Genomic DNA, 22670 nt, shown 5'->3' on the forward strand with positions numbered 1-22670 from the left:
CGACGATAGGAGGGCGCAGGCAGCCTTGTCCATATCAGGAAGCGTCCAGCCTCTGGGTTAACCAGACAAGGGCGGCAAGCCCCGTCATCGCCGCCAGTACAAGCCGTGTCCTGTCCCCGTGCCGCCACCGCGAAAGCGCGACGATCACGGGAAAGGCCACCAGCACCACGCCAAGCTGCACCGCCTCGATGCCAAGGTTGAACCCGAGGATCGCTGTCGCCCGCGTGCCCGCGCCAAGGCCGAAGTTGCTGACGAGCGTGGCAAAGGCCAGCCCATGGACCAGCCCGAACAGCCCGGCCACGACGGGCTCTTTCCCTGGAAACACAGGCCGCGCGGCGTGGATTGCCGAAACCAGCACCGAAAACGCGATACCCGCCTCCACTGGCTGCGCGGGCAGGCGCACCCCGAAGAACGCGGCAAGGATCAGCGTTGCCGAATGACCCGCGGTAAAGGCGGTGACGATCCAGGCCAGCTTGACAAGCGTCTCGCGCCCGCTCCGCCCCGCGCTCCACCGCCCGCCCGCCGCGATCAGCGGCGCGGGCAACAACAGCGCCAGAAGGAACAGCAGGTGATCGTACCCTTGCGCAATATGATGCGCGCCAAGACCAAAGGCATTGCCGAACAACGCAACCAGCCCCGCATGCCCCCGATCGACCACCAGTTCCGGCCTGCCCGCCGTCAACGCGCCGACAAGCTCGCGCTCTCCGCGCACGCCGCCCGCCAGATCGCCATCCACCACCAGCAGCGCAAAGTGGCTCGGCGCTTCACGCGTCACCACGTGCCAGCGCCAGCGCAAGCTGCGATCCGATGCACCCGTGGGTGGGGTCAGCGTCAGTTGCAAATGAAGGTCCGGTGGCCCGGCAATCTGCTCGAACACGATCCGTTCAACGCCGATCGTCCATCGCCTGCCGTCAGGCGCCAGCACCGCCATGTCGGCCAGCACCCGCGCCTTGGCTTGCGCAAGGCTCTGCGGCCGGTTGTCGGTTGCAAGTCCGGTCGCATAGCCGAACTCGGCCTGCGGAACGACCACGTCGGCCTTCACGACTCCGGGGGCAAAATCGAGCCGGATTTCCGAATTGGGCGTCAGGTGGGCAAGCGCAGGGACTGCCAGAAGTGCAGCCAAAAGCGCCAGCAACGCGGCAACAGAGCGCCTAATCGTGCCCGAACCAGATGTAGCGCGCCGCTGGGTCCGTCGCCTTGGGATTGAGATCAAGCGCTTCCTCCCGCGCATCGTCGGCCGCATCCGTATCGCCAAGTGCGGTGTGGACATCCGCCAGCGCAAGGTAAAGCCCCGCGGATCGCCAGCCGGTCTTTTCCGCGCGCTCCAGCGTGGCCAGCGCGCCCTTGGCATCGCCGGTCAGCAATTGCGCCCGTGCCAGCAGGATCAGGCTCGCGCCGTGCGGCCTGCGCGCGGCATCGGCCTTGGCCACCGGCAAGGCCTTGGCCGGATCGCCCAGCGCCAGTTCGTGCTCAACCAGATGCGCCGCCGCCGCTTCGGGCAGCAGCCGGTAGCGCTCGGCCCAGATCACCGCCGCCTTGTCCGCCCACGCCCGGCTCTCGGCTCCGCGCCCCTGCAAGCGCAAGGTGAAGGCCAATGCGTCCATGATCTCGGGCAGGGGGGCCTTGGCCACAATCGCCTCGTAGCGCCTGACCGCCCCCTCCACATCGCCCTCCAGCGCCTGCTGCTGCGCCACATGGGCCATAGCCAGTGGATTGCCCGGAAAGAACCCATCCGCAAACCGCGCCCAGACGCCCGCCGCCTTCCAGTCGCCAGTGCCATAGGCAACCGTTACCCGCTGCAACGCGATCTGCGATTTCACGTAGCGGCTCAACTTGGGCGCACGCAGCACCGCATTCACCCGCCGCCGTGCCAGCGCTGCGTCACCCGTCCGCAATGCCAACATGGATTGTCGCAGCGCCACGGCGGCGTTGTTGTCGTATTCCTCCGCGCGCGCATAGGCGAGCCGCGCAGCCTTCATGTCACCACGCTGGAAGGCAAGATCACCCTTCAGGCTCCACGCCCCCGCAGATTCGCCATCGTCCGGCTCGCCCACTTGCGCAAAGAACCGCGCCAGCCCCTTGTCCGCCGCATCGAGCCGGTGCACCAGCACCGAAACTTCAGCGCGGCTCAGGCTCGGGCCAGCCGGGAAGGGCGCTCCGGCCATCCCCTTGTCGAGCAGCGCATCGGCCTCGGCCAGATCGGCGTATGAACCGCTCGCCCGGAACCGACGCACCAGCGCGCGCGCCAGCACTTCCTGCCGCAGCCACTCGTCCGGCCCGAGCGCCAGACGAGCCCGAGCGCCATCAACCCCGACCAGCGCCGCCTGCTCAAGTTCGGCCTGATTGCGCGGTCCGAACCATGGTTTGATCTCGGCTGGCAGCGGATCGGGCGGTCCCTGCCGCGCCTTGTACTTGTCAAAGCCAATACTGGCGGCGGTCACCAGGAAGACCGCCGCCAGCAGGATCCACGGCCATTTCAGGCCGGGCTTGTCGCTCATGTCCGTTGTTCCGTCAGGACTTGGTCGCGCAGATCTTGAGCTGCAGCTTTTCCACATCGTCCCCGATCAGGCCGAACAGCTTGTCCAGTTCATGCTCGTATTCGGTCAGATACTTCTCGCTGGTGACATCGCCCGTTGGCGTGTCGTCGTTGTAGCTGAGCTTCTTGGACGAACTGACCAGAGCCGTCGCAATGGCCGGATTGCCCATGCGGTCCACGCTGACATAGGCAGAGTCCGGATCGGTCCGGAAATCAAAGCCCGAGCCGGTCCCCGTAGCCACCTGCGGCGTTCCGTTTGGTGTCGCCAGGAACGGGAAGGTCAGTAGAAAGAATTTGTCATTGCCCGGCGGATCGAGCGGTACATTGGCCAGGGTGTTCGGCCCCTGTCCGGTCGCACTCATGTCGAGCAGCAGCGTTGCCAGCAGGATGTCGACGACCTGGTCCGATGGATGGCGTCCGTTGGGGAACTTCGTCGCCCGGGTCAGATCCAGCTTGAGCGTATCGGGAATGATGAACGACTTGAGGTTCGCACCGTTCTGCCCCTGAATCGGCTGCAGGAAGCAGTTGGTCGAGGCATACGAAACGGCCGTGGCGGTCGGTGTCGGCGTTGCGGTCGACGTGGTGCTCGGCAAGGGAGCCGGAACCACGACCTGACTGCCCGCACCATCCTCACCACAACCGGTGAGCGTCAGGGCGAGGGCGAGCGGCGTTGCCAGAAGGGCGATCTTGCGCAGGCTCATCAGATGTTCCCCCCGAAGCGCAGCGTCTGGCCCCACAGGCCAAGGTTGGTCACGCCAGCCCCCAGCTTCTCGTCCGGAATTTCCAGCACGATGGCAGTATCGTTCTGCCCATCGAAGAAATTGCGATCGTTGCGGATGCGCAAGGTGCCGGTGGAACGCGTTTCGCGGAATCCAATCAGGTCAAAGAAGAACGGCTCGTCGAACAGGCCGACACGGACCTTCACGCCATCCTTTTCTAGGTTTGTTTCAACCGGCCCCTCGATAGCCCCGGTCACGCCCGGTACGCCTTCGATCCGCACGCCCCACTCGCGCGGGCCTTCACCCTTGCCGAAGCGGAACTTGATCGTGAATTCCGGCGTGTTCGCGGGCGCTGCTGTTGAGATGTTGACCTTGTAGAGCACGTCGCGGTCATAATAGAGTGGCGTGGTTCCCGCGGCGGAAACCGGCCCCGCAAAGGTCATCGCGATCTTGGTCGTCCCGTTGGAATGCCAGGCGAAAACGTCGGCGATGTCGGCCGGAATGTCGGGATTGGGATCAACGCCGCCATCGGTGCGGCTCGGCGGGTCAAGATGGTCGGCGCTTTCCGCCAAGCCTGTCGGCAGCAGCATCAGCGCGGCGAGGCTGGCCGCCCCGGCGCTTCCCGCCAGCAATGTCTTGAAAATGCGGCGCACGGCGAATCTCCCCACTGCGAATTCTGACGAAAGAACGTGCGACCACTCTTTCGCCTCATTCTGTGCGAACGGCTGTGCAACTTTGCACAGCGATTCAGCCGGAGGCCGTTTTTTCCAGCCTAACCCAAAACTTTCGCCGAGGTGAAGCGCTAACTGGCAAAATAACGTAATGCGCTTCAAATTATAGCGGTCACCGCCCAGACCACCCCGACCAGCAGGAACACGCCCACCACGTCGAGCGCGAACCCCGCCTTGATCATCGAGCGCATCGTGCAATGCCCGGTCGCCCAGGCCAGAGCATTCGGCCCGGTCCCTGCAGGCAGCATGAAGCCCCATGTCGCGGCAAAGGCAGCGGGCAGGGCCAGCAGGATCGGGTCCGCACCCAGCGCCGCGACCAGCGCGGCCACCACCGGCATGATCCCGCTCGCCGCCGCGATATTGCTGGCAAACTCCGTCACCACGATCACGAAGGCCACCAGAACCAGCGCCACCACCGGCAGAGGAACGTGCGCCAGCGGCAGCAGCATTTCGCCCATCCACTTGGTAAGGCCACTCTCGGTCATGCCCATCGCCATGGCGAGCCCGCCGCCGAACATCAGCACCACGTCCCACGGCGCACGGTTGGCCTCGGGCCAGGTCAGCATCGGGCGACCGGTGCCATCGGGCAGGAAGAACAGCACCAGCCCCGCAACCGCCGCCACCGTGCCATCGGTAAACCCGCCCTTGGGAAACACGCCCTCAAGCAACGGCTGGAACACCCATGCCAGAAATGCCAGCAGGACCACCGGCAGCAGCCGCTTTTCCGCCACGCTCCAGTCCTTCGCATGACCAATCGCCTCGCGCGCGGCAAGCGGATCGAACCCGTCCTCATGCAGGCGCTGCACCCGCGCAATGATCCACGCGGCCAGCGGCACCGCGATTATCACGATCGGCACCCCATAAAGCGCCCACTGCAGGAAGGTGACCTTGGTCCCCAGCGCCTTCTCGATCAGCCCCGCCGCAATCGCGTTGGTCGGCGTGCCGATCAGTGTAGCAAGCCCGCCGATGGAGGCGGCAAAGGCAATGCCCATCGGCAGCGCACCTGCCATGCCCGCCGTCTCGCCTTCGCGCACGCCGCCTGCGCGCAGCATCGCAATCGCCATCGGCATCATGATCAGCGCGGTCGATGTGTTGGAAATGAAGCTCGAAAGCACCGCCGTCGCGGTCATCACGCCAAGCAGCAACTGTCCCGGCTTGGCTCCCGCCAGCCCCATGATGAACAGCGCCAGCCGCCGGTGCAGCCCGGTCCGCTCGATCGCCAGCGCCAGAAACGCGCCGCCGATGAACAGGAACATGATCGGTGAATAGTATGAGCCCGCCGTCTTGTTGGCATCGGCCACACCCGTCAACGGCAGCACCAGAAACGGCAGGAAGGCCGTGGCCGAAAGCGGCATCGCCTCGGTCATCCACCATGCCGCCATCCACCAGACGAGGCCTGCCGCGCTCCACGCCGCATCAGGCATCCCGGCAGGCGCAGCGGCTAGTTGCGTTACTGCAAACCCAAGTGGCCCGGCCCAGAACCCGATCCTGCGCGCATCCAATGCCAAGCGATCACTCCCCACCTATCCCGGGGAGCGACCTAGCAGAGCGCAGTCACGACTGGCAAACACCTAACACTTGCATCGTCATTGCGAGGAGGCGAAGCCGACGAAGCAATCCAGAGCGTCAGAGCAAACTGCTCTGGATTGCTTCTCCCGCTTTGCGGGCTCGCAATGACGAACGGAGTGAAGGCTCAATTGTCCTGAATCAGAAGATCGGATCATACCCCGGCGGTAATTCATCGCCCGGCTTGGCCGCATCGGTCGGCAAGTGGATGCCGCATTCGACCTTGTCCCAGCCCTTCCAGCGGCCCGAACGCGGGTCTTCGCCGGGAGCGACCTTGCTCGTGCAAGGCGCGCAGCCGATCGAGGGATAGCCCTGTGCCACCAGCGGATGAGCGGGCAGGCCATGCTCGGCAAAGTAGGCTTCAAGCGCGCCTTTGTCCCACGATGCCAGCGGGTTGATCTTCAATCGCCCTTGCGCATCCGAATGGTCGATCTCGAAGCGCGGCAGGCCAGCGCGGGTCTTGGACTGGAAGCCCTTGCGACCCGTCAGCGAGGCATCATAGTGCAGCAGCGCCTTGGCCAGCGGCAGGACCTTGCGGATCTCGCAGCAGCCATCCGGGTCCCACGACCAGCGAAGGCCGTTTTCGTCCTTCTTGGCGATAACCTCGGCATCGGGCTCGATGATCTGGAGATTGGTCATCCCCAGAAATCCAATCAGCTCGTCGCGATAGGCCACGGTCTCGGCAAAGTGCTTGCCCGTTTCGAGGAACAGCACCGGCACGGAAGGATCGACCTCGGCAATAAGGTGAAGCAGGACAGCACTTTCTGCGCCGAAACTCGAAACGACCGCAAGATCGCCCGCCAGCCCGTCACGGATCACCGAACGCAGCATTTCCTGCGTGTCGGTGCCCCGGAACAGGTGGTTGAGGCGGATCGCGTCCGTCTCGGTAAAGCGCGGGCGAGTATCGATCAGATCGATGGTCCGGTTTGCCGCGCGTGCGCTCTTGGTGCTGTCCATTGCTTCGTTCCTCGGGTCCCGCCTTCAGGCGGGGTGACGCTTCGCCCAGATTGCGGGGCGCCCGTCGACGGTCTTCTGGTAGACGTCCGGCCAGGTCGCGAAGGCCTTTTCGGCGGCCTCGGCGCTGATCGGCTGGTTCGGCGCAAAGCTGTCGAACCCGCAGCGGCGCATGTGGCTCAGCTGGTCGAGCAGCACATCGCCTACCGCGCGGAGCTCGCCCGCATAGCCATGCTCGCGCAGGATACGCGCCGCCGAATAGCCGCGCCCGTCGGTATAGGCCGGGAAGTTCACTTCCACGAGCGCGATCCGGTCAAGATGCGGCAGCAATGCGCGCGCATCGTCACCCGGCTCGATCCGCACGGCCGTGGCGTTCGACTGGTCGGCAAAAGCATCGACGGTCACCGCCGGATCACCCACCGGCTCGTCATCGCGAAAGCGCAAGTTCTGCTCAACCATTGACCGCCTCCTTGGCGTAGATCGCCTCCTTGAACGGAGCCATGCCGATGCGGCGGAAAGTATCGACGAAACGCTCCCCTTCGCTGCGCTGGGCGAGATAGACGTCGGTCGCCTTCTCCACAGCATCGACGATACCGTCCTCGTTGAAGCCGGGGCCGGTGATCGTGCCGAGCGAGGTATCCGCACCTTCGCATCCGCCGAGCAGGAGCTGGTAATTCTCCACGCCCTTGCGGTCGACGCCGAGGATGCCGATGTGGCCTGCGTGGTGATGCCCGCAGGCATTGATGCAGCCCGAGATCTTCAGCTTCAGCTCGCCCAGCTCGCGCTGGCGGCCAAGGTCTGCAAAACGCTCGGAAATCTTCTGCGCCACCGGGATCGAGCGGGCATTGGCAAGGCTGCAATAATCAAGCCCCGGGCAGGCGATGATATCGCCGATCAGGTCAAGATTCGCAGCGGCCAGCCCCGCTTCATCCAGCTTCTGCCAGATCGCGTAGAGATCGGCCTTCTTCACATGCGGCAGCACGATGTTCTGCGCATGCGTCACGCGCAGTTCGTCGAACGAATGCGCGAGCGCGAGGTCCGCCATCAGGCGGATCTGGTCGGCCGTGGCATCGCCCGGAATACCGCCAGTGGGCTTCAGGCTGATGTTGACGATGGCATAGCCCGGCTGCTTGTGGGCATGGACGTTCTGGTCCACCCACAGCGCGAAGTCGGGATCGGACAGGTCCAGCTCGTCCGAAAGACCAGTCTCGAAGCCCGGCTGCTCGAAGAAGCCCTTGATCCGCTCCAGCTCTGCCGCAGGCGGTTCGAGGCCCAGCGTCAGGATATGCGCGAACTCTTCTTCCACCTGGCGGCGGTACTCGTCCGCACCGATCTCGTGAACGAGGATCTTGATGCGTGCCTTGTACTTGTTGTCGCGGCGGCCATAGCGGTTGTACACTCGCAGGCAGGCCTCGGCATAGGACACCATCTGCAGGGGCGAGATGACGTCACCGATCACCGGCGCGATCATCGGCGTGCGGCCCATGCCGCCACCGACGTAGAACCGGCAGCCGATCTCTCCCGCATCGTTCTTGACTAACTGGATGCCGATGTCGTGCAGCTTCATCGCCGCGCGGTCGGTTTCCGAACCGATGATCGCGATCTTGAACTTGCGCGGCAGGTAATCGAACTCCGGATGGAAGGTCGACCACTGGCGCAGCAATTCGGCATAGGGGCGCGGATCGACCAGCTCGTCAGCCGCAGCGCCCGCGAACTGGTCGGACGTGGTGTTGCGGATGCAGTTGCCGCTCGTCTGGATCGCATGCATCTCGACCGAGGCGAGATCGGCCAGAATGTCGGGCGCATCCTGCAGCTTGATCCAGTTGTACTGGATGTTCTGGCGCGTAGTGAAGTGGCCATAGCCGCGGTCATACTTGTCCGCGATATCGCCCAGCATGCGCATCTGGCGGCTGCTCAGCGTGCCATAAGGAATGGCCACGCGCAGCATGTAGGCGTGAAGCTGCAGGTAGAGGCCGTTCTTCAGGCGCAGCGGCTTGAACTGGTCCTCGGTGATGTCACCGGCAAGGCGGCGCTGCACCTGATCGCGGAATTCCGCAACGCGGGCATCGACCATTGCCTGGTCATAGCTGTCGTACTGATACATCTCAGATCACCCAGTTGCCGGCGGCGGGGTCGGCAGGCTTGAGGGAAAGGTCGAGGCGGACCGTCGGCCCCAGCGCCCGGATACGGTCCTTGATGTGCGCAGGACGCACGCCTTCGCCGGTCAGCGTGGCTTCGATCACCTGGGTGTCGGTGACGATCTGCTTGGCGTTTTCGCGGGCGATGATCGCCTCGGCATGTTCGCCTGCTTCCACCGCGTCGTTCACGTGGCGCGACCAGCCTTCGCCGGTCCACCAGATCACGTCTCCGGTGCGCAGATCACTTCCGGTAATAACCTTCACTGACAGGCCTCCAAAACTTGCTTCAATTCCATCATGTCTCCCCGGCCTGCCACTTCACCGATCACGATGAGGGCAGGGCTCTTGACCTTGTTGTCCGATACCACGGCCCCGAGGGCCGCCAGCGTCCCGCGCAGCACGCGCATCTGCGGGCGCGCGGCATTCTCCACCACGGCCACCGGCATGTCGGGCGCAAGCCCGTCTGCCATAAGCTTTTCAGCAATCGCTTCAGCCGTGGCGACGCCCATGTAGATCACCAGCGTCCGGCCGACGCCTGCAAGGCCTGCCCAGTTCTGGTCGGTAAGGCCCTTGCACTGCCCCGCCACGAACGAGACGATGCTGGCGGCATCGCGGTGGGTGAGGGGGATCATGGCCGAAGCCGCAGCCCCCATCGCCGCGCTCACGCCCGGCACGACCTGTACCGGCACGCCTGCGGCAAAGCAGTCTTCCGCTTCCTCGCCGCCACGCCCGAACACGAACGGATCGCCACCTTTCAGGCGCACCACGTCGTTCCCGGCCAGAGCCTCGCGCACCAGCAGCGCGTTGATCTCTTCCTGACGCATCGTATGGCGCGACCGCTGCTTGGCCACCGAGATCATCCGGCAGCCCTTGGGGGCCATCGCGAGGATCGCCGGATCGACCAGCCCGTCATGCACCAGCACCCGCGCATTCATCACCAGCCGCGCTGCACGCAGCGTCAGCAGGTCCGGATCGCCGGGGCCAGCACCGACAAGGAACACGGTTCCGATTCTTGCAGAGGGATTTCTCATGAAGCGCAGATGGGCGCGAGGCCGCCAAGTCGCCAGCGAGAAACCTTTGCCCCCCGCCTAGATCAACTTTAGCGGTAGGCGGGAGTGGCAGCATAGCTCCACCCATCATCCCGTCGCCCCGGACTTGATCCAGGGCCCCGCTTGTTCCTGGCGACGGTGAAAAAGGAAGCGGGGTCCCGGATCAAGTCCGGGACGACGATTGCTCTATGTCTGACTTCAAAGCCTCAGCCAAAGCCCGCAAACCCGCGCTATCCTTCAGGTTCACGTCCGACTGCGGAAAAGGGATCTGCACGCCATGCTCCCCGAACAGTCGCCACACCCGCCACAGCACGTCCGAGCGGACATTGCCCACGCCGGCCTCGGGATCGTCGATCCACACCACCATGGTCATGTCGATGCTGCTTGCTCCGAACCCGCTCAACAGCACGCTCGGCGAGGGGAACGCCAGCACGCGGGGCGTGGACGAAACAGCCTCGAGCAGCAGCTTCTCGACCTGCTCCAGATCGCTGCCATAGGCCACGCCGATCGGAATCTGAATCGCCACCTCGCGTGAGGAATAGGACCAGTTCTCCACCTGCTGCGTCATCAGGTTCTCGTTCGGAATCAAGTACTCGCGGTTGTCGCGCGTCGTCACCGAAACCGCGCGGATGCCGATCTTCTTCACCTCGCCGAACGAATTGCCCTTGCCGTCGCTCACCGCAATCACGTCGCCCGGCTTGATCGAGCGGTCCATCAGCAGGATGATCCCCGCGATCAGGTTGCCAAAGGTCTTCTGCAGGCCAAAGCCGATCGCAAGGCCGAAAGCGCCCGAAAACACCGTCAACGCGGTCAGGCTGATGCCCAGCACATCGATGCCGACAAGGATCGAGATGCCCCAGACCACGATCGTGGCGATCTTCTCGCCCAGCAACTGCTGCGTCCGGTCGAGGCTGTCGATCCGGCGAAACATGCGCCGTGCAAACCTTCCCGCGATCTGCGCGAACAGGAACACCAGCACCATCACGATCAGGATGCGCAAGGCTCCCCAGACCGAGATGTGGTAGTTGCCAAGATCGAAACCGATCCCGTTTAAAATGTCGATCACGTCCGCCACTTGGCTCTTCAACCCGTTCACGCGCCAGCTCCGTGGCCTGCCCATGCGGCAAGGCCGCGCTCCAGATCGGCGATCAAATCCGCCGTATCCTCAAGGCCGATGGACAGCCGAACACCGAACTGGTCACCCGGTTCCATGCCCTTCAACGGCCAGGGGCTTGCTGTGCGGATGCTCGCCGGATCGACCGGCGTGGCAAGGCTCTCGAACCCGCCCCACGAATAGCCGATGCCGAACAGGTCCAGCGCATCGATCAGCGCATCCCGCGCCGCGCTCGTCCCGCCTTTCAGCACAAAGCTGAACAGCCCGCAGCCGCCTGTAAAATCGCGCGCCCAAAGTTCATGCCCCGGCGATCCCGGCAGCATCGGGCACAGCACCCGCGCCACCTCCGGCCGCCCGGCCAGCCACTGGGCGATCGCCAATGCAGAGGCAGTTTCTGCCTCCAGCCGGTGCTTCATCGTCCGAAGGCCCCGCAGCATCAGCGAGGCATCGTCTGGCGAGACCACCAGTCCCAGCCCCTGCGAGCGCAGCCGCAATTTGCGATACCACTCCGCCCCTGCGCTGGCGCTGCCCATCATGCAGTCGGAATGGCCGGAGACATGCTTGGTCAGGCTCATCGTCACGATATCGACGCCATGGCGCAAACCGGAGAACCCGAGCGGCGAGGCCCATGTGTTGTCGAGAATGCTGACAATCCCCCGCGCCTTCGCCGCCGCCGCCAACGCGGGCACGTCCTGAACTTCCATCGTCAGGCTGCCGGGGCTTTCCAGCAGGACCGCGCGCGTCCGATCGCAACAGGCCGCCTCGAACGACGCGATGTCGGTTGGATCGAACCAACGGGTTTCGATGCCCATGTCCTTCAACAGGCCCCGACCCATGACTCGCGATGGTTCGTAGGCATTGTCCGTCATCAGCAGGACGTCACCCGGTCGCAGCACCGTCAGCAGCACGCCGGCGATGGCCGATACCCCCGAAGGATAGAGCACAGTTCCCGCTGCGCCCCCCTCGAGTTGGGTCAATGCCTCGGAGAGTCCCCACTGAGTTGGAGATCCCCTGCGCCCGTAGTAAAACCGCCCGTCCTCATTGGCCGGATGCGCCCTAAGCGCTGACATACCAGGATAAAGATGCGTCGAAGCGCGCCAAACCGGCGGATTGACCACCGCGCCCGGATGCCCCGGCGTCCCGGTCCACTCCGCCCGCCGCCCAGCCAGAACCCCGCGCGTGGCAGGGCCGAATTCGTCGATATCGTCAGAACTGCTCATGGCTGCAGCGGATAGCAGGACACGGCCCGCTGTTCGACAGGTTTAAGCTGCCCCCGTCGCCTTGGGCGTCGCCGGGTCCAGGCCCCATTCGCTCCACGAACCATCATAGAGCGCCACATCGTGCTTGCCGATGAGATGTGCCGCGAAAATCAGAACGTTGGCGGTCATTCCTGAGCCGCAGGACGAGATCAGCGGGCGCGACAGGTCAATGCCCGCAGCCTCGAACAGGGCGCGGATGGCATCGGGCGATTTCCATGTGCCATCAGGATTGAACAGGCTCGAATAGGGCAGATTGCGTGCGCCCGGAATGTGGCCGCTCGCCAGCGCCGGGTTGGTTTCCGGCACATCGCCGGTAAAGCGCCCGGCACCGCGCGCGTCGATGACCAGTTCGGCCTTGCTATCGAGATTGGCGAGTACGTCGGCCTTGGACCGCACATGGCTGTCGTCAGACCACACCGTGAAGTGCCTTTGCCTAAGCGTTTCAACCCCTTGCGCGCACTTGCGGCCTTCCGCCTTCCACTTGGCAATCCCGCCGTCGAGCAGCGCCACGTTCTGCGCGCCGAACATCGTCAGCATGAACCATGCGCGGGTGGAGGTCTTCACCGGACTGTCGTCGTAGATGACGATGCGGCTGCCATCGCCAAGGCCCAGCGCCTGCATGCGGCTGGCGAATTTTTCGGCCGAAGGCAATGTGTTGGGTACCGGCGAGGCCGTGTCGACCAGTTCGGCCAGATCCATGAATACCGCGCCGGGGATGTGGCAGGCCTCGTACTCCAGATTCGGCACGCGACCATGCTCGGGCAGGAATGCCGTTGCGTCGACTATGCGTAGATCGCTCGCGCCCATTTCGTCCGCGAGCCACTGGGTGGAAACCAGCGAGTCCATGGTTAACTGTGCTCCTGCCTGCCTGCGCGACCCGTCTGGCGCGGGTTCGTTTGAGCAAGACTAGACGCGACGATCAGCACCGTCGACCGTAAAAAAGACCAAGATATCGAGTTTCTTTGTGCACTGCGAAGCGTGGCACTTCAGGCGAAGGCGGGCACGGTCAATTCGCGGCGCCCGACCTTGGGATAGACCCTCGGGCCCAGATCGAGGCGGAACGGCTGCAACCGCTCACCCGCCGACAGTTCCTCGAGCCCCACCACGAACGCGGCCCTGAGCTTGACGGAGCGATCTCCGTCATGCGCCGTCACTTCGAACCGCACCAGCGGCACGAAGAGCGCGGCGCTGCCATGGCGGATCGGCGTGATCGCGGCGAGCGGAAGCCGCACTTCACCGCCGAGTTCCATCGTCTCGCTTGCGGCCAGCCACGGCAGACGATGCAGGACCTGAGCCTCACCCAGACCCAGTTGCTCCTCCGCCGGACGCGATGCGTGGGCCGAGATCATGTCGCCACGGACCTCGATCCCCGAAAGCGCCGCGCGTGCCGCAAGCGACAGCCGATAGGACAGCGTCGCATGAACAAGGCTCGCGCTCATCCGGACAACGGAAATGTCGAGGACAATCGGAGCTATCATGGGCGCCTGCGGAACAGGTCGCGGGGCAGGGCGGGGCGGCGGGACATCCTGCACGACCGGTGGCTCGAACACCGGTTCCTCGGGATTCCCGCGCTGCCGCCGAAGCAAGATCCAGCAGGCCAAGCCAAGAACAGCGAGGCCTGCCAGCGCCATGGACCAGAGAGGCAATCCCTGGCTATCGTCGGCAGGAACCGCAGCAGGCGCAGATGTCGCGGGCGTTTCCAGCGTCGGCGAGGAGCTTGTCGGCAAAGGCGATGCCCTGACTGCTGGCGCAACCATGGGCGCGACACTTGCTTCTTCGCGCCCGCTCGCCCCTGCGGCAGGTTCAGCGGCAGGCCGTGACGCGCGCGGGTCGGGCGTGCCCGCTGCGGGCGAAGCTGAGGGCGAAGGCGAGGGGACAGGCGTGATCGACGGTGCGGGCGTCGGCGTCACTGCGGGCGTTGTTGCCACGCGAGGCGGCGGCGCGTCGGGCACGACCGGTCCTTGCGCTGCGGGTGTCTGCGTCGTCGACGGCGGCAATTGCCATGAGCCAGCGTCCTGTGCCTGCGCTCCACAGCCGAGCGCGAGACTTGCACCCGCAGCCAGCCAGGAAACCGTCCGGCATGCTGAAATCTGGAACCCCGTCCTGAACGTCATGGCTGGGCAAGGCCGGTCGGCAGTTTAATCCCCGGTGAACCATGGGGCACGATCCGCCCACTTGCTCCGGAGCTGCGACGGGTGCATTGGGCGGGCAATATCAGCCATAAGGCCTGTCCATGACCAAGACCCCGCTTTTCCTCGGGCAGAACAGCAGCTTGCCCGCCTCGCCGGAAGAGGCCGTTCTCGATTACGTGCCGAACCCGCGCCCCGGCACGCTCTACATGATCCGCTTTGCGGCGCCCGAGTTCACCTCACTGTGCCCCGTGACCGGACAGCCCGACTTCGCGCATCTCGTGATCGACTACGCGCCGGGCGAGACCATCGTCGAATCCAAGGCGCTGAAGCTGTTCCTCGGCTCGTTCCGCAACCACGCCGGCTTCCATGAGGACGTCACCGTAGGCATCGGCCAGCGCCTGTTTGCGGAAATGAAGCCGCAGTGGCTGCGCATCGGCGGGTACTGGTACCCGCGCGGCGGCATTCCCATCGACGTGTTCTGGCAGTCCGGCACGCCGCCCGAAGGCCTGTGGTTGCCCGATCAGGGCGTCGCTTCCTATCGCGGTCGCGGTTGAGCAAGACGGTCAATCGATCGGGCCTCAGGCAGCGAGGGAGGAACGCTCTACCGGGCGAGCTGCGGGCATCTGCGATCCTGCGGACGCCGACGGATCGATGCCGCGGGCAATCCTTTCGCGTCCGGCCTCGGTAAGGTGAACCCAGATCCTGCGGCGATCCATCGCGTCGGGTTCACGCATGATCAAGCCGGCTTCCTGGAACATCGCCAGCCAGCGCAATACCGTTGCGCCCGGCACGTTTGCGCCAAGACCGAGACCGGTAACCGATATTCGTCGACCTTCAGCGTCGGTGATGAACAGTTCGAGCATCAGGTCCCAGGCGGGGTCCGCCACCTGAATACCCGGAAACAGGTCCTGCCGCCGCCGCCGTGCCCGGATGCAGGCCTTGGCAGTGGCAACCAGTTCGTCCGTCGTCGGGATGCCGTCCGCTGCCGCTTCTTCGGCGGGCGCGGCGAGGAGTTCGTTGATCAGCGCATTTATGGTGGCGAGCCTCGCCTTGTCCTTGCTGTTCATGTCCGAGCATCCCCGATCCGACCCCTTGCGCACATTGCTGAAATGACAGTTTCAATGCAAACGCAAAGCGTTGAACGGTATAGGAAAATTAGCGTTTATTAACCAATTTGCCGGTGTGAGTGGCCTGCCCAAGGTTAGTGCCGACACGCATTCCCGCGCCTTTCAGCCGGTGATCGCCCCACGCAGTGGCAACCAATTCAGATTTCGTGCGAGGGGCTCGTCCGGCCACCCTGTTCAGGCTGGCGCCGCTGAAACGGAGGGTGCTGCGTTGACGCTGCCCGACCGATCGAGCTTGCCCCAGCCGACGACCCAGCCGCCCACCGCCGATGCCAGAGCCCGCAGCACCACCCAGTACATGATCTGACGATAGACCAGCCGCTGCGCCACCAGCAGACCTGCCGGATAGGGCGGGCGCTTGTCATCGAGCCTGTAGGCGATCCATCCGCAGATCACGTCGATGGCGGTGAACACGCTCCAATAGAGCGCCATGGTGCCAAGGTCCCCCCGCGTCTGTGCCCAGCCGTGCTGGATCACGCGGACGATGGTCGAGATGATCGATATCACGAGCGCAGCATCGATCAGCGGCGATATGGCGGCAAAGGCGATCTGGAACAGCCAGGCTTGCGGCAGGCCGACCAGCCCAAGCCCGGCGGGCTTGCGCGAGGTCACCACCTTGCGGTGCTTCCACAGGCACTGCAGCGTGCCGAAGGCCCAGCGATAGCGCTGCTTGGCAAGCGCACGGAAGGTTTCCGGAGCCTCGGTCCACGCCACCGCGCGCGGATCGTAGGTCACGCGCCAGCCCTTGCGCTGGATCGCGATGGTCAGGTCCTGGTCCTCGGCCAGCGTGTTCTCCGGATAGCCGCCAACGCTGTCGAGCGCAGCCCTGCGCCATGCACCGACCGCGCCCGGCACTACGGTCATCGCATCGAATCCGGCCAGCGCGCGCCGTTCGAGGTTCTGCGCGGTGATGTATTCGACAGCCTGCCAGCGCGTCACGAGGTTGACCCGATTGCCCACCCGCGCATCGCCTGCCACCGCGCCGATGGCGGGATCTGCGAACCATCGGGCAAGGCGGCGGATGGTCAGCGGCTCGAACTGGGTATCGGCATCGAGCGCGATGACCACCTCGCCGGTCGCTTCAAGTAGCGCGCGGTTCAGCGCCGCCGCCTTGCCGCCGTTGACCAGCGTCAGCAGCGTCACGCGCGGATCCTTGGCGAAGCGCTCGGCCACGATGGCGCTCGTCGCATCCTTCGATCCGTCGTCCGCCACGATCACCTGCAGCGCCGGATAATCGCTGGCGAGCACTCGCTCCACCGAGGCGGCAATGACGCGTTCCTCATTGTAGGCGGGAATGATCACCGAGACGGTCGGCTCGAACTCTGGCGGCGTGGCGCGTGGGCTCCGGCTCTGCCACCAGGCGAGCGCGGTCATCGTTACCGCCCGTGCAATGCCAAGCGCGATGGCAAGGAAGAACAGCCACTCCAGCGCCACGCCAAGCACATGCAGCACAACGAATGCGCCAACATCGATGCGCACGGCAGTCAGGTCAGAGGTCGACAATTGCGGCATCGCTTGCGCTGGCGGCACGCCGACCAGCTGTGATGCAGTGACGAAGTGATAGCCTTCGGCCTGAAGCGTGCTGATGATCCGGGGCAGCGCCGCCACCGTCTGCGAACGGTCTCCGCCACCGTCGTGCAACAGGATCACGTTGCGGCTCGAATCCTCGGTCGCGCCGTGGATCTGGTCGACCACTTGCCGCACGATCGAATCCGCGCCCGGATTCTGCCAGTCGTTCGGATCGACGTGCAACCCGACGACGGTGTAGCCCGCCTGCTGCGCCTTGAGTGCTGGTCCGAGTTCGTCCGCCGTGGTCGGCTCCGCGTCGCCGAAGTAGGGCGCGCGGAACAGGGTCATGCTGTGGCCGGTGAAGGCCTGCACCAGGCGCTGTGTCGCGTTGAGTTCAAGGCTGGTCTCGCCATCCGAGGCTTCGGCAAGGTTGGGATGGGTGTAAGTGTGGTTGCCGATCTCGTCGCCGTCCGAGACCATCCGCCGCAGCAGGTCCGGCCGCACCAGCGCGTTCTCGCCGATCACGAAGAACGTCCCCGGCACCCGCGCCCGTTCGAGCGCGGAGAGCACCTTGGGCGTCCACTTAGGGTCCGGCCCGTCGTCAAAGGTCAGCGCCAGCAACTTGGGGTCATGCCCGCCGGTACGTCGAACCACATAGGGCGTGGGCAGGGCTTCATATTGCTCGTCGCGGATCAGGTGCTGCTGGTCGAAGCGCACCGTGCGGCTTCCGGCGACCGGGGTGGCGGTGATCTTGAGGATTTCGCCCGTCCCTTCCACGTCGTTGCCGCTTTCGGCGGTCAGGCGCGAAAGGTCGGGGGCCTTGTTCGTGCGGAATGCCGCAAGGTCGCTCCAGAAGCCGGGGTCTTCGGTACCGAGCCGCCACAGCGCGATGTCTCCGATGCCCAGACGGCCGAGCGCCAGCATCTCGTTCCAGTTCGCCGCAGCGTCGAGCATCCAGACAGTGTGTCGTTCGCCATCCTCGTCATAGGCAAAGCCGGTGTTGCCGCTGGCCTTGTCGAAGGTGACGGGGGTGCCGCTGTCGTGGGCGGCCAGCCACGCCTCGCCGATGGAGAGCGCGTCGGCATCGTTCCCGTGCCAGTCATAGGCATAGCTGCCCAGTGCAATCACGAGCTTGTCGCTACCGACCTTGCGCGCGGCTTTCTCGACCTCGTCGATGTACCATGATTGCGATGCGATCGGCCCGGCCTCGCCGCCCTGCCAGTGCTCGTCATAGGCCATCAGGATGACCTTGTCGGAGACCTTCGCAACGGCGGCCATCGGCCATTCGTCCTCGCCCGCAGGGGCCGTGACGGCAAGCTGCGCGCCTTCGGGCAGGGCCGCTTTCAATTCGCGAAGGAAGGCGATGTAGGGCGCCATCGCCGCTTGTGGCAGATCCTCGAAGTCCATAACCAGCCCTGCGCCGCCATGTTGCGCGGCATAACTCGCCAGCTGCCGCTCCAGCGCCCGGCGCTGCGGCACGCTGTCGAGCAGGCGTGCGACGCTTTGTCCGTCCCACTGCGACTGCCCGACGTTCTGCACCATCGGCAGCACCTTGAAGCGGTGCGCACCGCTGGCGAGATAGCTGTCGAGACGCGGGTCCTGCGCCACTTGCAACGCGGCTTGCGGCCCCGAGATGTTGAGCATCGCAGGCACCAGCCAGTCCAGCTGGTCGCCGTGGCGGGTCAGCGAATGGAAGCTGCTGTCGTTGCGTGGCTCATAGAAGCCGATGGCCAGTGGCTGGCTCTTGCCGTGCGAATGCAGGCGCGGGAGCCACGCCTTGATTCCGCCGAAGCGCTTGGCCTGATGCAACTTCGCTGCCTCATAGTGCGGTTGCGGCAGCTCGAGCGCACGCTGGCGCGGTACGGCGACGAGGGTCGTCGCAAAGGCCAGCGCGCCAAGGATCACGGCGAGGAAGCCGAGCGCAATCACGCGCATGGCGAGAAGGCCGCGCCGTCCGGTAGGATCGAAGAAGATGGGTCGCGTCATGGTATCCGAAAGCTCCGCCGAACAGGTGTGGCCATGGCGGCTATGCTCCAGCGCAAGTGAGGGGCGGCTGGGCGCAACATGAAATTTCGGTCATGTTCGGCGCTTATCGCCGCTGCAGAGCGTCCAGTATGGTCGCCAGCACGCGGGCGTCGTCGTGGTGCAGGTAATGATTGCCCGGCAGCACGACCCGCCGCGCAGGACTCCCCGCAAGCAAGGGACAGAGGCTGGCAGACTCGGTGGCGCCCTGAACGCAGGTCAGAGGAACCCAGTCCACGTTGCGCAGGGCTGCTGCCGGCAAGGCGTCGGGCGTGCCGAGGTAGGCGATGCCACTGGGATCGGCGCGGAAGTACACATCGTTCGAAGGCACGACGATGACGACCGACGCGATCTTGCCGCGCAGGCGCTCGGGCATGTCGGGCAGAACGGTGGCGATGATGTCGGAGCCGAACGACTGGCCCACCAGCACGACTTTGCTCGCCCCCTTGGCCAGCGCGGTATCGATCGCCTTCACAATCACGGCATCGGTCTGCGCGCGGGTCAGGTGACGGGCGAAGGCGACCGGCGAACTGACGCCTGTCACGTCATAGCCATTGGCGGCAAGGCCGCGCGCCGTGTAGCCACTGATGCCCAGATTGAGCCCGACGTCGCCCGAAACTAGCACCGCGCCGACATCTCTCTTGCCCGCCCCGGCAGTGAAGTCGGTCAACTCCTTCGAGCCAAGCAGGTGAAGCCGTGGCGCGTTCACCAGCACCAATGCCAGTGCCAGCAGCGCTAACGCCGCCTTGCGCCACTTGGGGCTGCGCACCCGGTTCAAGCGGCGCACCAGACGGGCAGGGACGCTTCAGGCAAGCGGGGCCGTTCGGGAAACGCCACCAGTTGCGCCGGGGCCGGATGCCGCCCGATCAACCGCGCCACATCGCGCAGGGCCTGCAGCATCGCTACGTCCTGCGGCCCTGCCAGATAGCGCGGACGCCAGCGCGGGCAGAACTTCTCCTTGTAGGCCCGCAGTCCGCGGAATCCGTAGAACCGCTCCCCATGGCGGAACACCAGCGCCGCCGCACGCGCCCATGCCGGGGCCAGACGGCGGCCCTCAATGCCCGAGAGCGGCACCATGCCCAGCGTGAATTGCCGATACCCCTGCGCCTTGGCCCAGAGCAGAAGGTTGGTGAACAGAAAGTCCATCGTTCCACGCGGCGCATCGTCGGCATGGCGCATCAGGTCGACCGAGGCTTCCTCCTTGCCCGCCGTCAACCACAGGTTGGCAAAGGCCACCACGCGCCCTTCGAACATCACCACCGCCACATCGAAGCATTCCATGTAGGCGCGGTCGAAGAAGCCGAGGCTGAAGCCTTTCTCGCGTCCGCTGCGCGATGCCAGCCATTGGTCCGAGATTGCTTCGAGTTCTCCCATGATCACCGGCACAGCGGCTGCCGGAACGATGCGGAAGCTCGCGCCTGCCCGTGCCGCCACTTTCTCCGACTTGCGCACCGAGCGCATCTCGGGCCTATCGAGCGTGAAGGTGTCGAGATCGATCAGCGCTTCCTCGCCATACTTCACAATCTGCAAGCCGAGCGCGATGGCGATGTCGAGCACGGCCGATGAGGCTTCGTAGAGCAGCAACCGGCCCTGCTGGCGGTGCGACATGTCGCGGATCTGCCAGAGCAGTTCCTCCCACGACTCCTGCGCGCCCACCGGATCGCCCATGACCACCCAGGTTGCGCCTTCCACCTGGTACATCAGGAACGCATCGCCGGCGCGCGAGATCAGGAAGCGCTTGTCCCCGGTCATCGCCAGCATCGCCTCGGTCCGCTCTGCCGTGCCAAGGATGCGCCGGATCGCAGCCCATTCCTCGGCGTGCGGCAGCGGTGAAGCGGGCGGCGGGGCGGGGGCCAGCATCCGCCTTGCGGCAAAGCCGAGCAGCAGCACCGCGCAGCCAAGCATGGCGCGCAGATAGCGCGGTGCCTCGGCGGTCAGTGCAAACTTCCACCACAGCGCATCGCTGTAGGACACATGGCGGAACGCAAATAGACCGGCCCATCCGGCAAGCGTCGCGGCCATGGCAATCGCCAGGATCCACCCCGCGCCCAATGGCTGCGCGGTCAGCGCGGTTCGCCTGTCGAACTTGCGTCGGCCCGCCTGCAGCATCGCCGCCACGATCAGGCAGACCGCCGCTTCCTCGTAATCGATACCCTTGCCCAGCGAGAACACCGCGCCTGCCACCAGGAGCACCCGCGCCAGCAGGCCCGCACCGTCGAGCCTGCGATAGAGGCCCGGTGCGATCAGCATGAGGGCGGTCCCGGTCATGCTCGCAGCAACGTGGCTGGTCTCGATCAGCGCCAGTGGCACCACGTCGCCCAGCGCGTCAATGCGCCAGCCAACCGGTGGCAGCGCGCCCGAGAGCAGCAGCATCGCGCCAGCCATGAAGGCCGCAGCCCCCAGCAGCAGCGGCAGCATGTCGGCCACCACCGCCCGCAACCCGCCGAAGACCTTCACGATCCTCTGGCTGCGCGAGACTTCGTGCCACGCCAGCAGCAGCACGCCCAAGGCGAGCGGGACAAGGTAATAGATCACGCGATAGGCAATTAGTGCTGCGAAAACACCCGTTCGGTCGCTGGCGGGCAGAACCGCCAGCACGGTTGCCTCGAACACGCCGAGGCCCCCCGGCACGTGGCTGACCAGCGCCACCACGATTCCCAGCGCCCACGCCAGCATGAACAGCGGGAAGGCCTGCGGCTCTGCACCTGGAATCAGCACGAACAGCGCCGCACTGGCGCAGGCAAGGTCCACAAGGCCCGTGGCGAACTGCGCTGCCAATGCAGGTGGCTGGGGCAGGGGGATCGTCGCGCTCAGCAATGACAAGGGGCGACGACGTCTTGCGACCAGCACCGATATGGCAACGACGCAGGCCAGCACGCCCGCCCCGATCATGCGAACCGCGCCAGCGGAAAACGCAGTCCAGCCAAGGTCCAGCGGCACTGTGCCCGCCATCATCGCCAGCGCGCCCACGGTCACCACGCCTGCCCAGAACGTCGCACTCGCCAGCGCGATCACCCGCGCCACGTCCGGCCCGTCGAGCCCTGCGGCGACATAGATGCGATAGCGCGCCGATCCGCCGGTCAGGAGCCCCAGCCCGAGATTGTGGCTGAGTGTGTAGCTGGTGAAAGACGCCAGGGCGGCCGTGCGCCATGGCAGCGGCCGCCCGATCACCTTGAGCGCGATAAAATCGTACAAGGTCAGCGCGAGATAGCTCGCTGCCGTGAACCCCAATGCTGTCGCCAGCCGCACCGGCGTCAGCGCATGAAGCGCCGTGCGCACTTGCGCATAGCGAACTTCGTGGGTCAGCCGGTCGAGCGCGACAAAGGCCAGCGCGGTCAGCGCCAGCACGACCGCGCTGGCCGCAATCCGCTTCTGGCGTTCGGTCAGGGTCACTTGGGCAACTCCCCGATGCGGGTCCACACTTGCGACTTGCAGATCAGACCATGGAACACGCAGCCACTGATGCGGATGCGGTTGGGATCGAGCACGGCGATCTCGGAACTGAAGCGGTGGCCCATGTCGGGCACGAGCACAGTGCCCTTCCAGTTGCCCGGCCGCTCGGGGTGGTAATTCTCCAGCAGGTCCAGCCCGATAAGGTTGGGCACACCGCTTTCGCGCGCGTCGGTCTTTGCGTCGTTGCTTGCCCAGACGACCTGTCCGCACAGGGCATTGCCGCACATCTGGTTGCGCACGGCGACCGTGTGGTGCGGATTGATCCACAGGCCGGTCACCATGTCACCGCTTGCCCTCGGAAAGGCATTCGCGGGCACCGACAGCAGGCTGAGCATGAGCAAAAGGGCAGACTTCAGACGCATCG

At 65.2% G+C, this 22670-nt stretch carries 21 protein-coding genes; 2 read left to right on the forward strand and 19 right to left on the reverse strand.

Annotation, left to right across the window (positions count from 1 at the left end; genetic code table 11):
• Nucleotides 1-34 precede the first annotated feature (34 nt).
• From ACZ1JX_RS03570 to ACZ1JX_RS03635, 14 genes are all read right to left on the reverse strand, one after another.
• Nucleotides 35-1135 carry a HupE/UreJ family protein gene (locus ACZ1JX_RS03570; RefSeq protein ID WP_465125420.1) on the reverse strand — a complete coding sequence of 367 codons (1101 nt, stop codon included), beginning with the start codon at nt 1133-1135 and terminating at the stop codon, nt 35-37.
• Nucleotides 1136-1151: 16 nt separating this feature from the next.
• Nucleotides 1152-2498, reverse strand: a complete 1347-nt coding sequence (locus tag ACZ1JX_RS03575; RefSeq protein WP_465125421.1) for a tetratricopeptide repeat protein — start codon at nt 2496-2498, stop codon at nt 1152-1154.
• A gap of 13 nt (nt 2499-2511) precedes the next feature.
• Nucleotides 2512-3237, reverse strand: coding sequence for a DUF4331 family protein (locus ACZ1JX_RS03580; RefSeq protein WP_465125422.1), 726 nt, complete (start codon nt 3235-3237; stop codon nt 2512-2514).
• The gene (locus ACZ1JX_RS03585; RefSeq protein WP_465125423.1) at nt 3237-3908 is read right to left on the reverse strand and encodes a hypothetical protein; all 672 of its coding nucleotides are present in this window, start codon (nt 3906-3908) and stop codon (nt 3237-3239) included. The genes ACZ1JX_RS03580 and ACZ1JX_RS03585 overlap by 1 nt, the downstream gene beginning before the upstream one ends.
• Before the next feature lie 176 nt (nt 3909-4084).
• The gene (locus ACZ1JX_RS03590; protein WP_465126350.1) at nt 4085-5488 is read right to left on the reverse strand and encodes an SLC13 family permease; all 1404 of its coding nucleotides are present in this window, start codon (nt 5486-5488) and stop codon (nt 4085-4087) included.
• 205 nt (nt 5489-5693) lie between these two features.
• The gene (locus ACZ1JX_RS03595; protein ID WP_465125424.1) at nt 5694-6509 is read right to left on the reverse strand and encodes a phosphoadenylyl-sulfate reductase; all 816 of its coding nucleotides are present in this window, start codon (nt 6507-6509) and stop codon (nt 5694-5696) included.
• A gap of 24 nt (nt 6510-6533) precedes the next feature.
• Nucleotides 6534-6965: a DUF934 domain-containing protein gene (locus ACZ1JX_RS03600; RefSeq protein WP_465125425.1), complete on the reverse strand. Its 432-nt coding sequence runs from the start codon at nt 6963-6965 to the stop codon at nt 6534-6536.
• Nucleotides 6958-8610: a nitrite/sulfite reductase gene (locus ACZ1JX_RS03605; RefSeq protein WP_465125426.1), complete on the reverse strand. Its 1653-nt coding sequence runs from the start codon at nt 8608-8610 to the stop codon at nt 6958-6960. Before ACZ1JX_RS03605 ends, ACZ1JX_RS03600 begins: the two co-directional genes overlap by 8 nt.
• Before the next feature lies 1 nt (nt 8611).
• Entirely contained in the window at nt 8612-8908 is a 297-nt protein-coding gene (locus ACZ1JX_RS03610) for a DUF2849 domain-containing protein (protein WP_465125427.1), read from the reverse strand.
• On the reverse strand, nt 8905-9675 hold the full coding sequence (gene cobA, locus ACZ1JX_RS03615; protein WP_465125428.1) for a uroporphyrinogen-III C-methyltransferase: 771 nt from the start codon (nt 9673-9675) through the stop codon (nt 8905-8907). Before cobA ends, ACZ1JX_RS03610 begins: the two co-directional genes overlap by 4 nt.
• 181 nt (nt 9676-9856) lie before the next feature.
• Nucleotides 9857-10789, reverse strand: coding sequence for a mechanosensitive ion channel family protein (locus ACZ1JX_RS03620; protein ID WP_465125429.1), 933 nt, complete (start codon nt 10787-10789; stop codon nt 9857-9859).
• On the reverse strand, nt 10786-12027 hold the full coding sequence (metC, locus tag ACZ1JX_RS03625) for a cystathionine beta-lyase (protein ID WP_465125430.1): 1242 nt from the start codon (nt 12025-12027) through the stop codon (nt 10786-10788). Before metC ends, ACZ1JX_RS03620 begins: the two co-directional genes overlap by 4 nt.
• Before the next feature lie 42 nt (nt 12028-12069).
• The gene (locus ACZ1JX_RS03630; protein WP_465125431.1) at nt 12070-12912 is read right to left on the reverse strand and encodes a sulfurtransferase; all 843 of its coding nucleotides are present in this window, start codon (nt 12910-12912) and stop codon (nt 12070-12072) included.
• A gap of 140 nt (nt 12913-13052) precedes the next feature.
• Nucleotides 13053-13544: a hypothetical protein gene (locus tag ACZ1JX_RS03635; protein WP_465125432.1), complete on the reverse strand. Its 492-nt coding sequence runs from the start codon at nt 13542-13544 to the stop codon at nt 13053-13055.
• A gap of 151 nt (nt 13545-13695) precedes the next feature.
• On the opposite strand from ACZ1JX_RS03635, the gene ACZ1JX_RS03640 reads away from it, so the two are divergent.
• Nucleotides 13696-14208 (forward strand): hypothetical protein, encoded by a 513-nt coding sequence (locus tag ACZ1JX_RS03640; protein WP_465125433.1) that lies wholly within the window; start codon nt 13696-13698, stop codon nt 14206-14208.
• Nucleotides 14209-14299: 91 nt separating this feature from the next.
• Entirely contained in the window at nt 14300-14752 is a 453-nt protein-coding gene (queF, locus tag ACZ1JX_RS03645; RefSeq protein WP_465125434.1) for a preQ(1) synthase, read from the forward strand.
• 24 nt (nt 14753-14776) lie between these two features.
• On the opposite strand, the gene ACZ1JX_RS03650 is transcribed toward queF, so the two are convergent.
• The 5 genes from ACZ1JX_RS03650 to ACZ1JX_RS03670 form a co-directional block, all read right to left on the reverse strand.
• Nucleotides 14777-15265, reverse strand: a complete 489-nt coding sequence (locus ACZ1JX_RS03650; RefSeq protein WP_465125435.1) for a MarR family transcriptional regulator — start codon at nt 15263-15265, stop codon at nt 14777-14779.
• Nucleotides 15266-15499: 234 nt separating this feature from the next.
• Complete coding sequence (locus ACZ1JX_RS03655) at nt 15500-18817, reverse strand: glycosyltransferase (protein WP_465125436.1); 3318 nt, start codon at nt 18815-18817, stop codon at nt 15500-15502.
• A 103-nt stretch (nt 18818-18920) separates the two neighbouring features.
• On the reverse strand, nt 18921-19640 hold the full coding sequence (locus ACZ1JX_RS03660) for an AcvB/VirJ family lysyl-phosphatidylglycerol hydrolase (RefSeq protein WP_465125437.1): 720 nt from the start codon (nt 19638-19640) through the stop codon (nt 18921-18923).
• Complete coding sequence (gene mprF / locus ACZ1JX_RS03665; RefSeq protein WP_465125438.1) at nt 19628-22246, reverse strand: bifunctional lysylphosphatidylglycerol flippase/synthetase MprF; 2619 nt, start codon at nt 22244-22246, stop codon at nt 19628-19630. Before mprF ends, ACZ1JX_RS03660 begins: the two co-directional genes overlap by 13 nt.
• Nucleotides 22243-22668, reverse strand: coding sequence for a DUF2147 domain-containing protein (locus ACZ1JX_RS03670; RefSeq protein ID WP_465125439.1), 426 nt, complete (start codon nt 22666-22668; stop codon nt 22243-22245). Before ACZ1JX_RS03670 ends, mprF begins: the two co-directional genes overlap by 4 nt.
• Nucleotides 22669-22670 lie beyond the last annotated feature (2 nt).

The sequence above is a fragment of the Novosphingobium sp. BL-A-41-Hi4A-0G genome (genome assembly GCF_055521735.1).

What these genes read in the sequence shown, in the direction of transcription:
- ACZ1JX_RS03600 (WP_465125425.1), bottom strand. Translation starts at nt 6,965, where the DNA reads ATGGTTGAGCAGAACTTGCGCTTTCGCGATGACGAGCCGGTGGGTGAT.
- ACZ1JX_RS03605 (WP_465125426.1), bottom strand. Translation starts at nt 8,610, where the DNA reads ATGTATCAGTACGACAGCTATGACCAGGCAATGGTCGATGCCCGCGTT.
- metC (WP_465125430.1), bottom strand. Translation starts at nt 12,027, where the DNA reads ATGAGCAGTTCTGACGATATCGACGAATTCGGCCCTGCCACGCGCGGG.
- ACZ1JX_RS03635 (WP_465125432.1), bottom strand. Translation starts at nt 13,544, where the DNA reads ATGATAGCTCCGATTGTCCTCGACATTTCCGTTGTCCGGATGAGCGCG.
- ACZ1JX_RS03595 (WP_465125424.1), bottom strand. Translation starts at nt 6,509, where the DNA reads ATGGACAGCACCAAGAGCGCACGCGCGGCAAACCGGACCATCGATCTG.
- ACZ1JX_RS03640 (WP_465125433.1), top strand. Translation starts at nt 13,696, where the DNA reads ATGGACCAGAGAGGCAATCCCTGGCTATCGTCGGCAGGAACCGCAGCA.
- ACZ1JX_RS03655 (WP_465125436.1), bottom strand. Translation starts at nt 18,817, where the DNA reads ATGACGCGACCCATCTTCTTCGATCCTACCGGACGGCGCGGCCTTCTC.
- ACZ1JX_RS03650 (WP_465125435.1), bottom strand. Translation starts at nt 15,265, where the DNA reads ATGAACAGCAAGGACAAGGCGAGGCTCGCCACCATAAATGCGCTGATC.
- ACZ1JX_RS03670 (WP_465125439.1), bottom strand. Translation starts at nt 22,668, where the DNA reads ATGCGTCTGAAGTCTGCCCTTTTGCTCATGCTCAGCCTGCTGTCGGTG.
- queF (WP_465125434.1), top strand. Translation starts at nt 14,300, where the DNA reads ATGACCAAGACCCCGCTTTTCCTCGGGCAGAACAGCAGCTTGCCCGCC.
- cobA (WP_465125428.1), bottom strand. Translation starts at nt 9,675, where the DNA reads ATGAGAAATCCCTCTGCAAGAATCGGAACCGTGTTCCTTGTCGGTGCT.
- ACZ1JX_RS03630 (WP_465125431.1), bottom strand. Translation starts at nt 12,912, where the DNA reads ATGGACTCGCTGGTTTCCACCCAGTGGCTCGCGGACGAAATGGGCGCG.
- ACZ1JX_RS03580 (WP_465125422.1), bottom strand. Translation starts at nt 3,237, where the DNA reads ATGAGCCTGCGCAAGATCGCCCTTCTGGCAACGCCGCTCGCCCTCGCC.
- ACZ1JX_RS03575 (WP_465125421.1), bottom strand. Translation starts at nt 2,498, where the DNA reads ATGAGCGACAAGCCCGGCCTGAAATGGCCGTGGATCCTGCTGGCGGCG.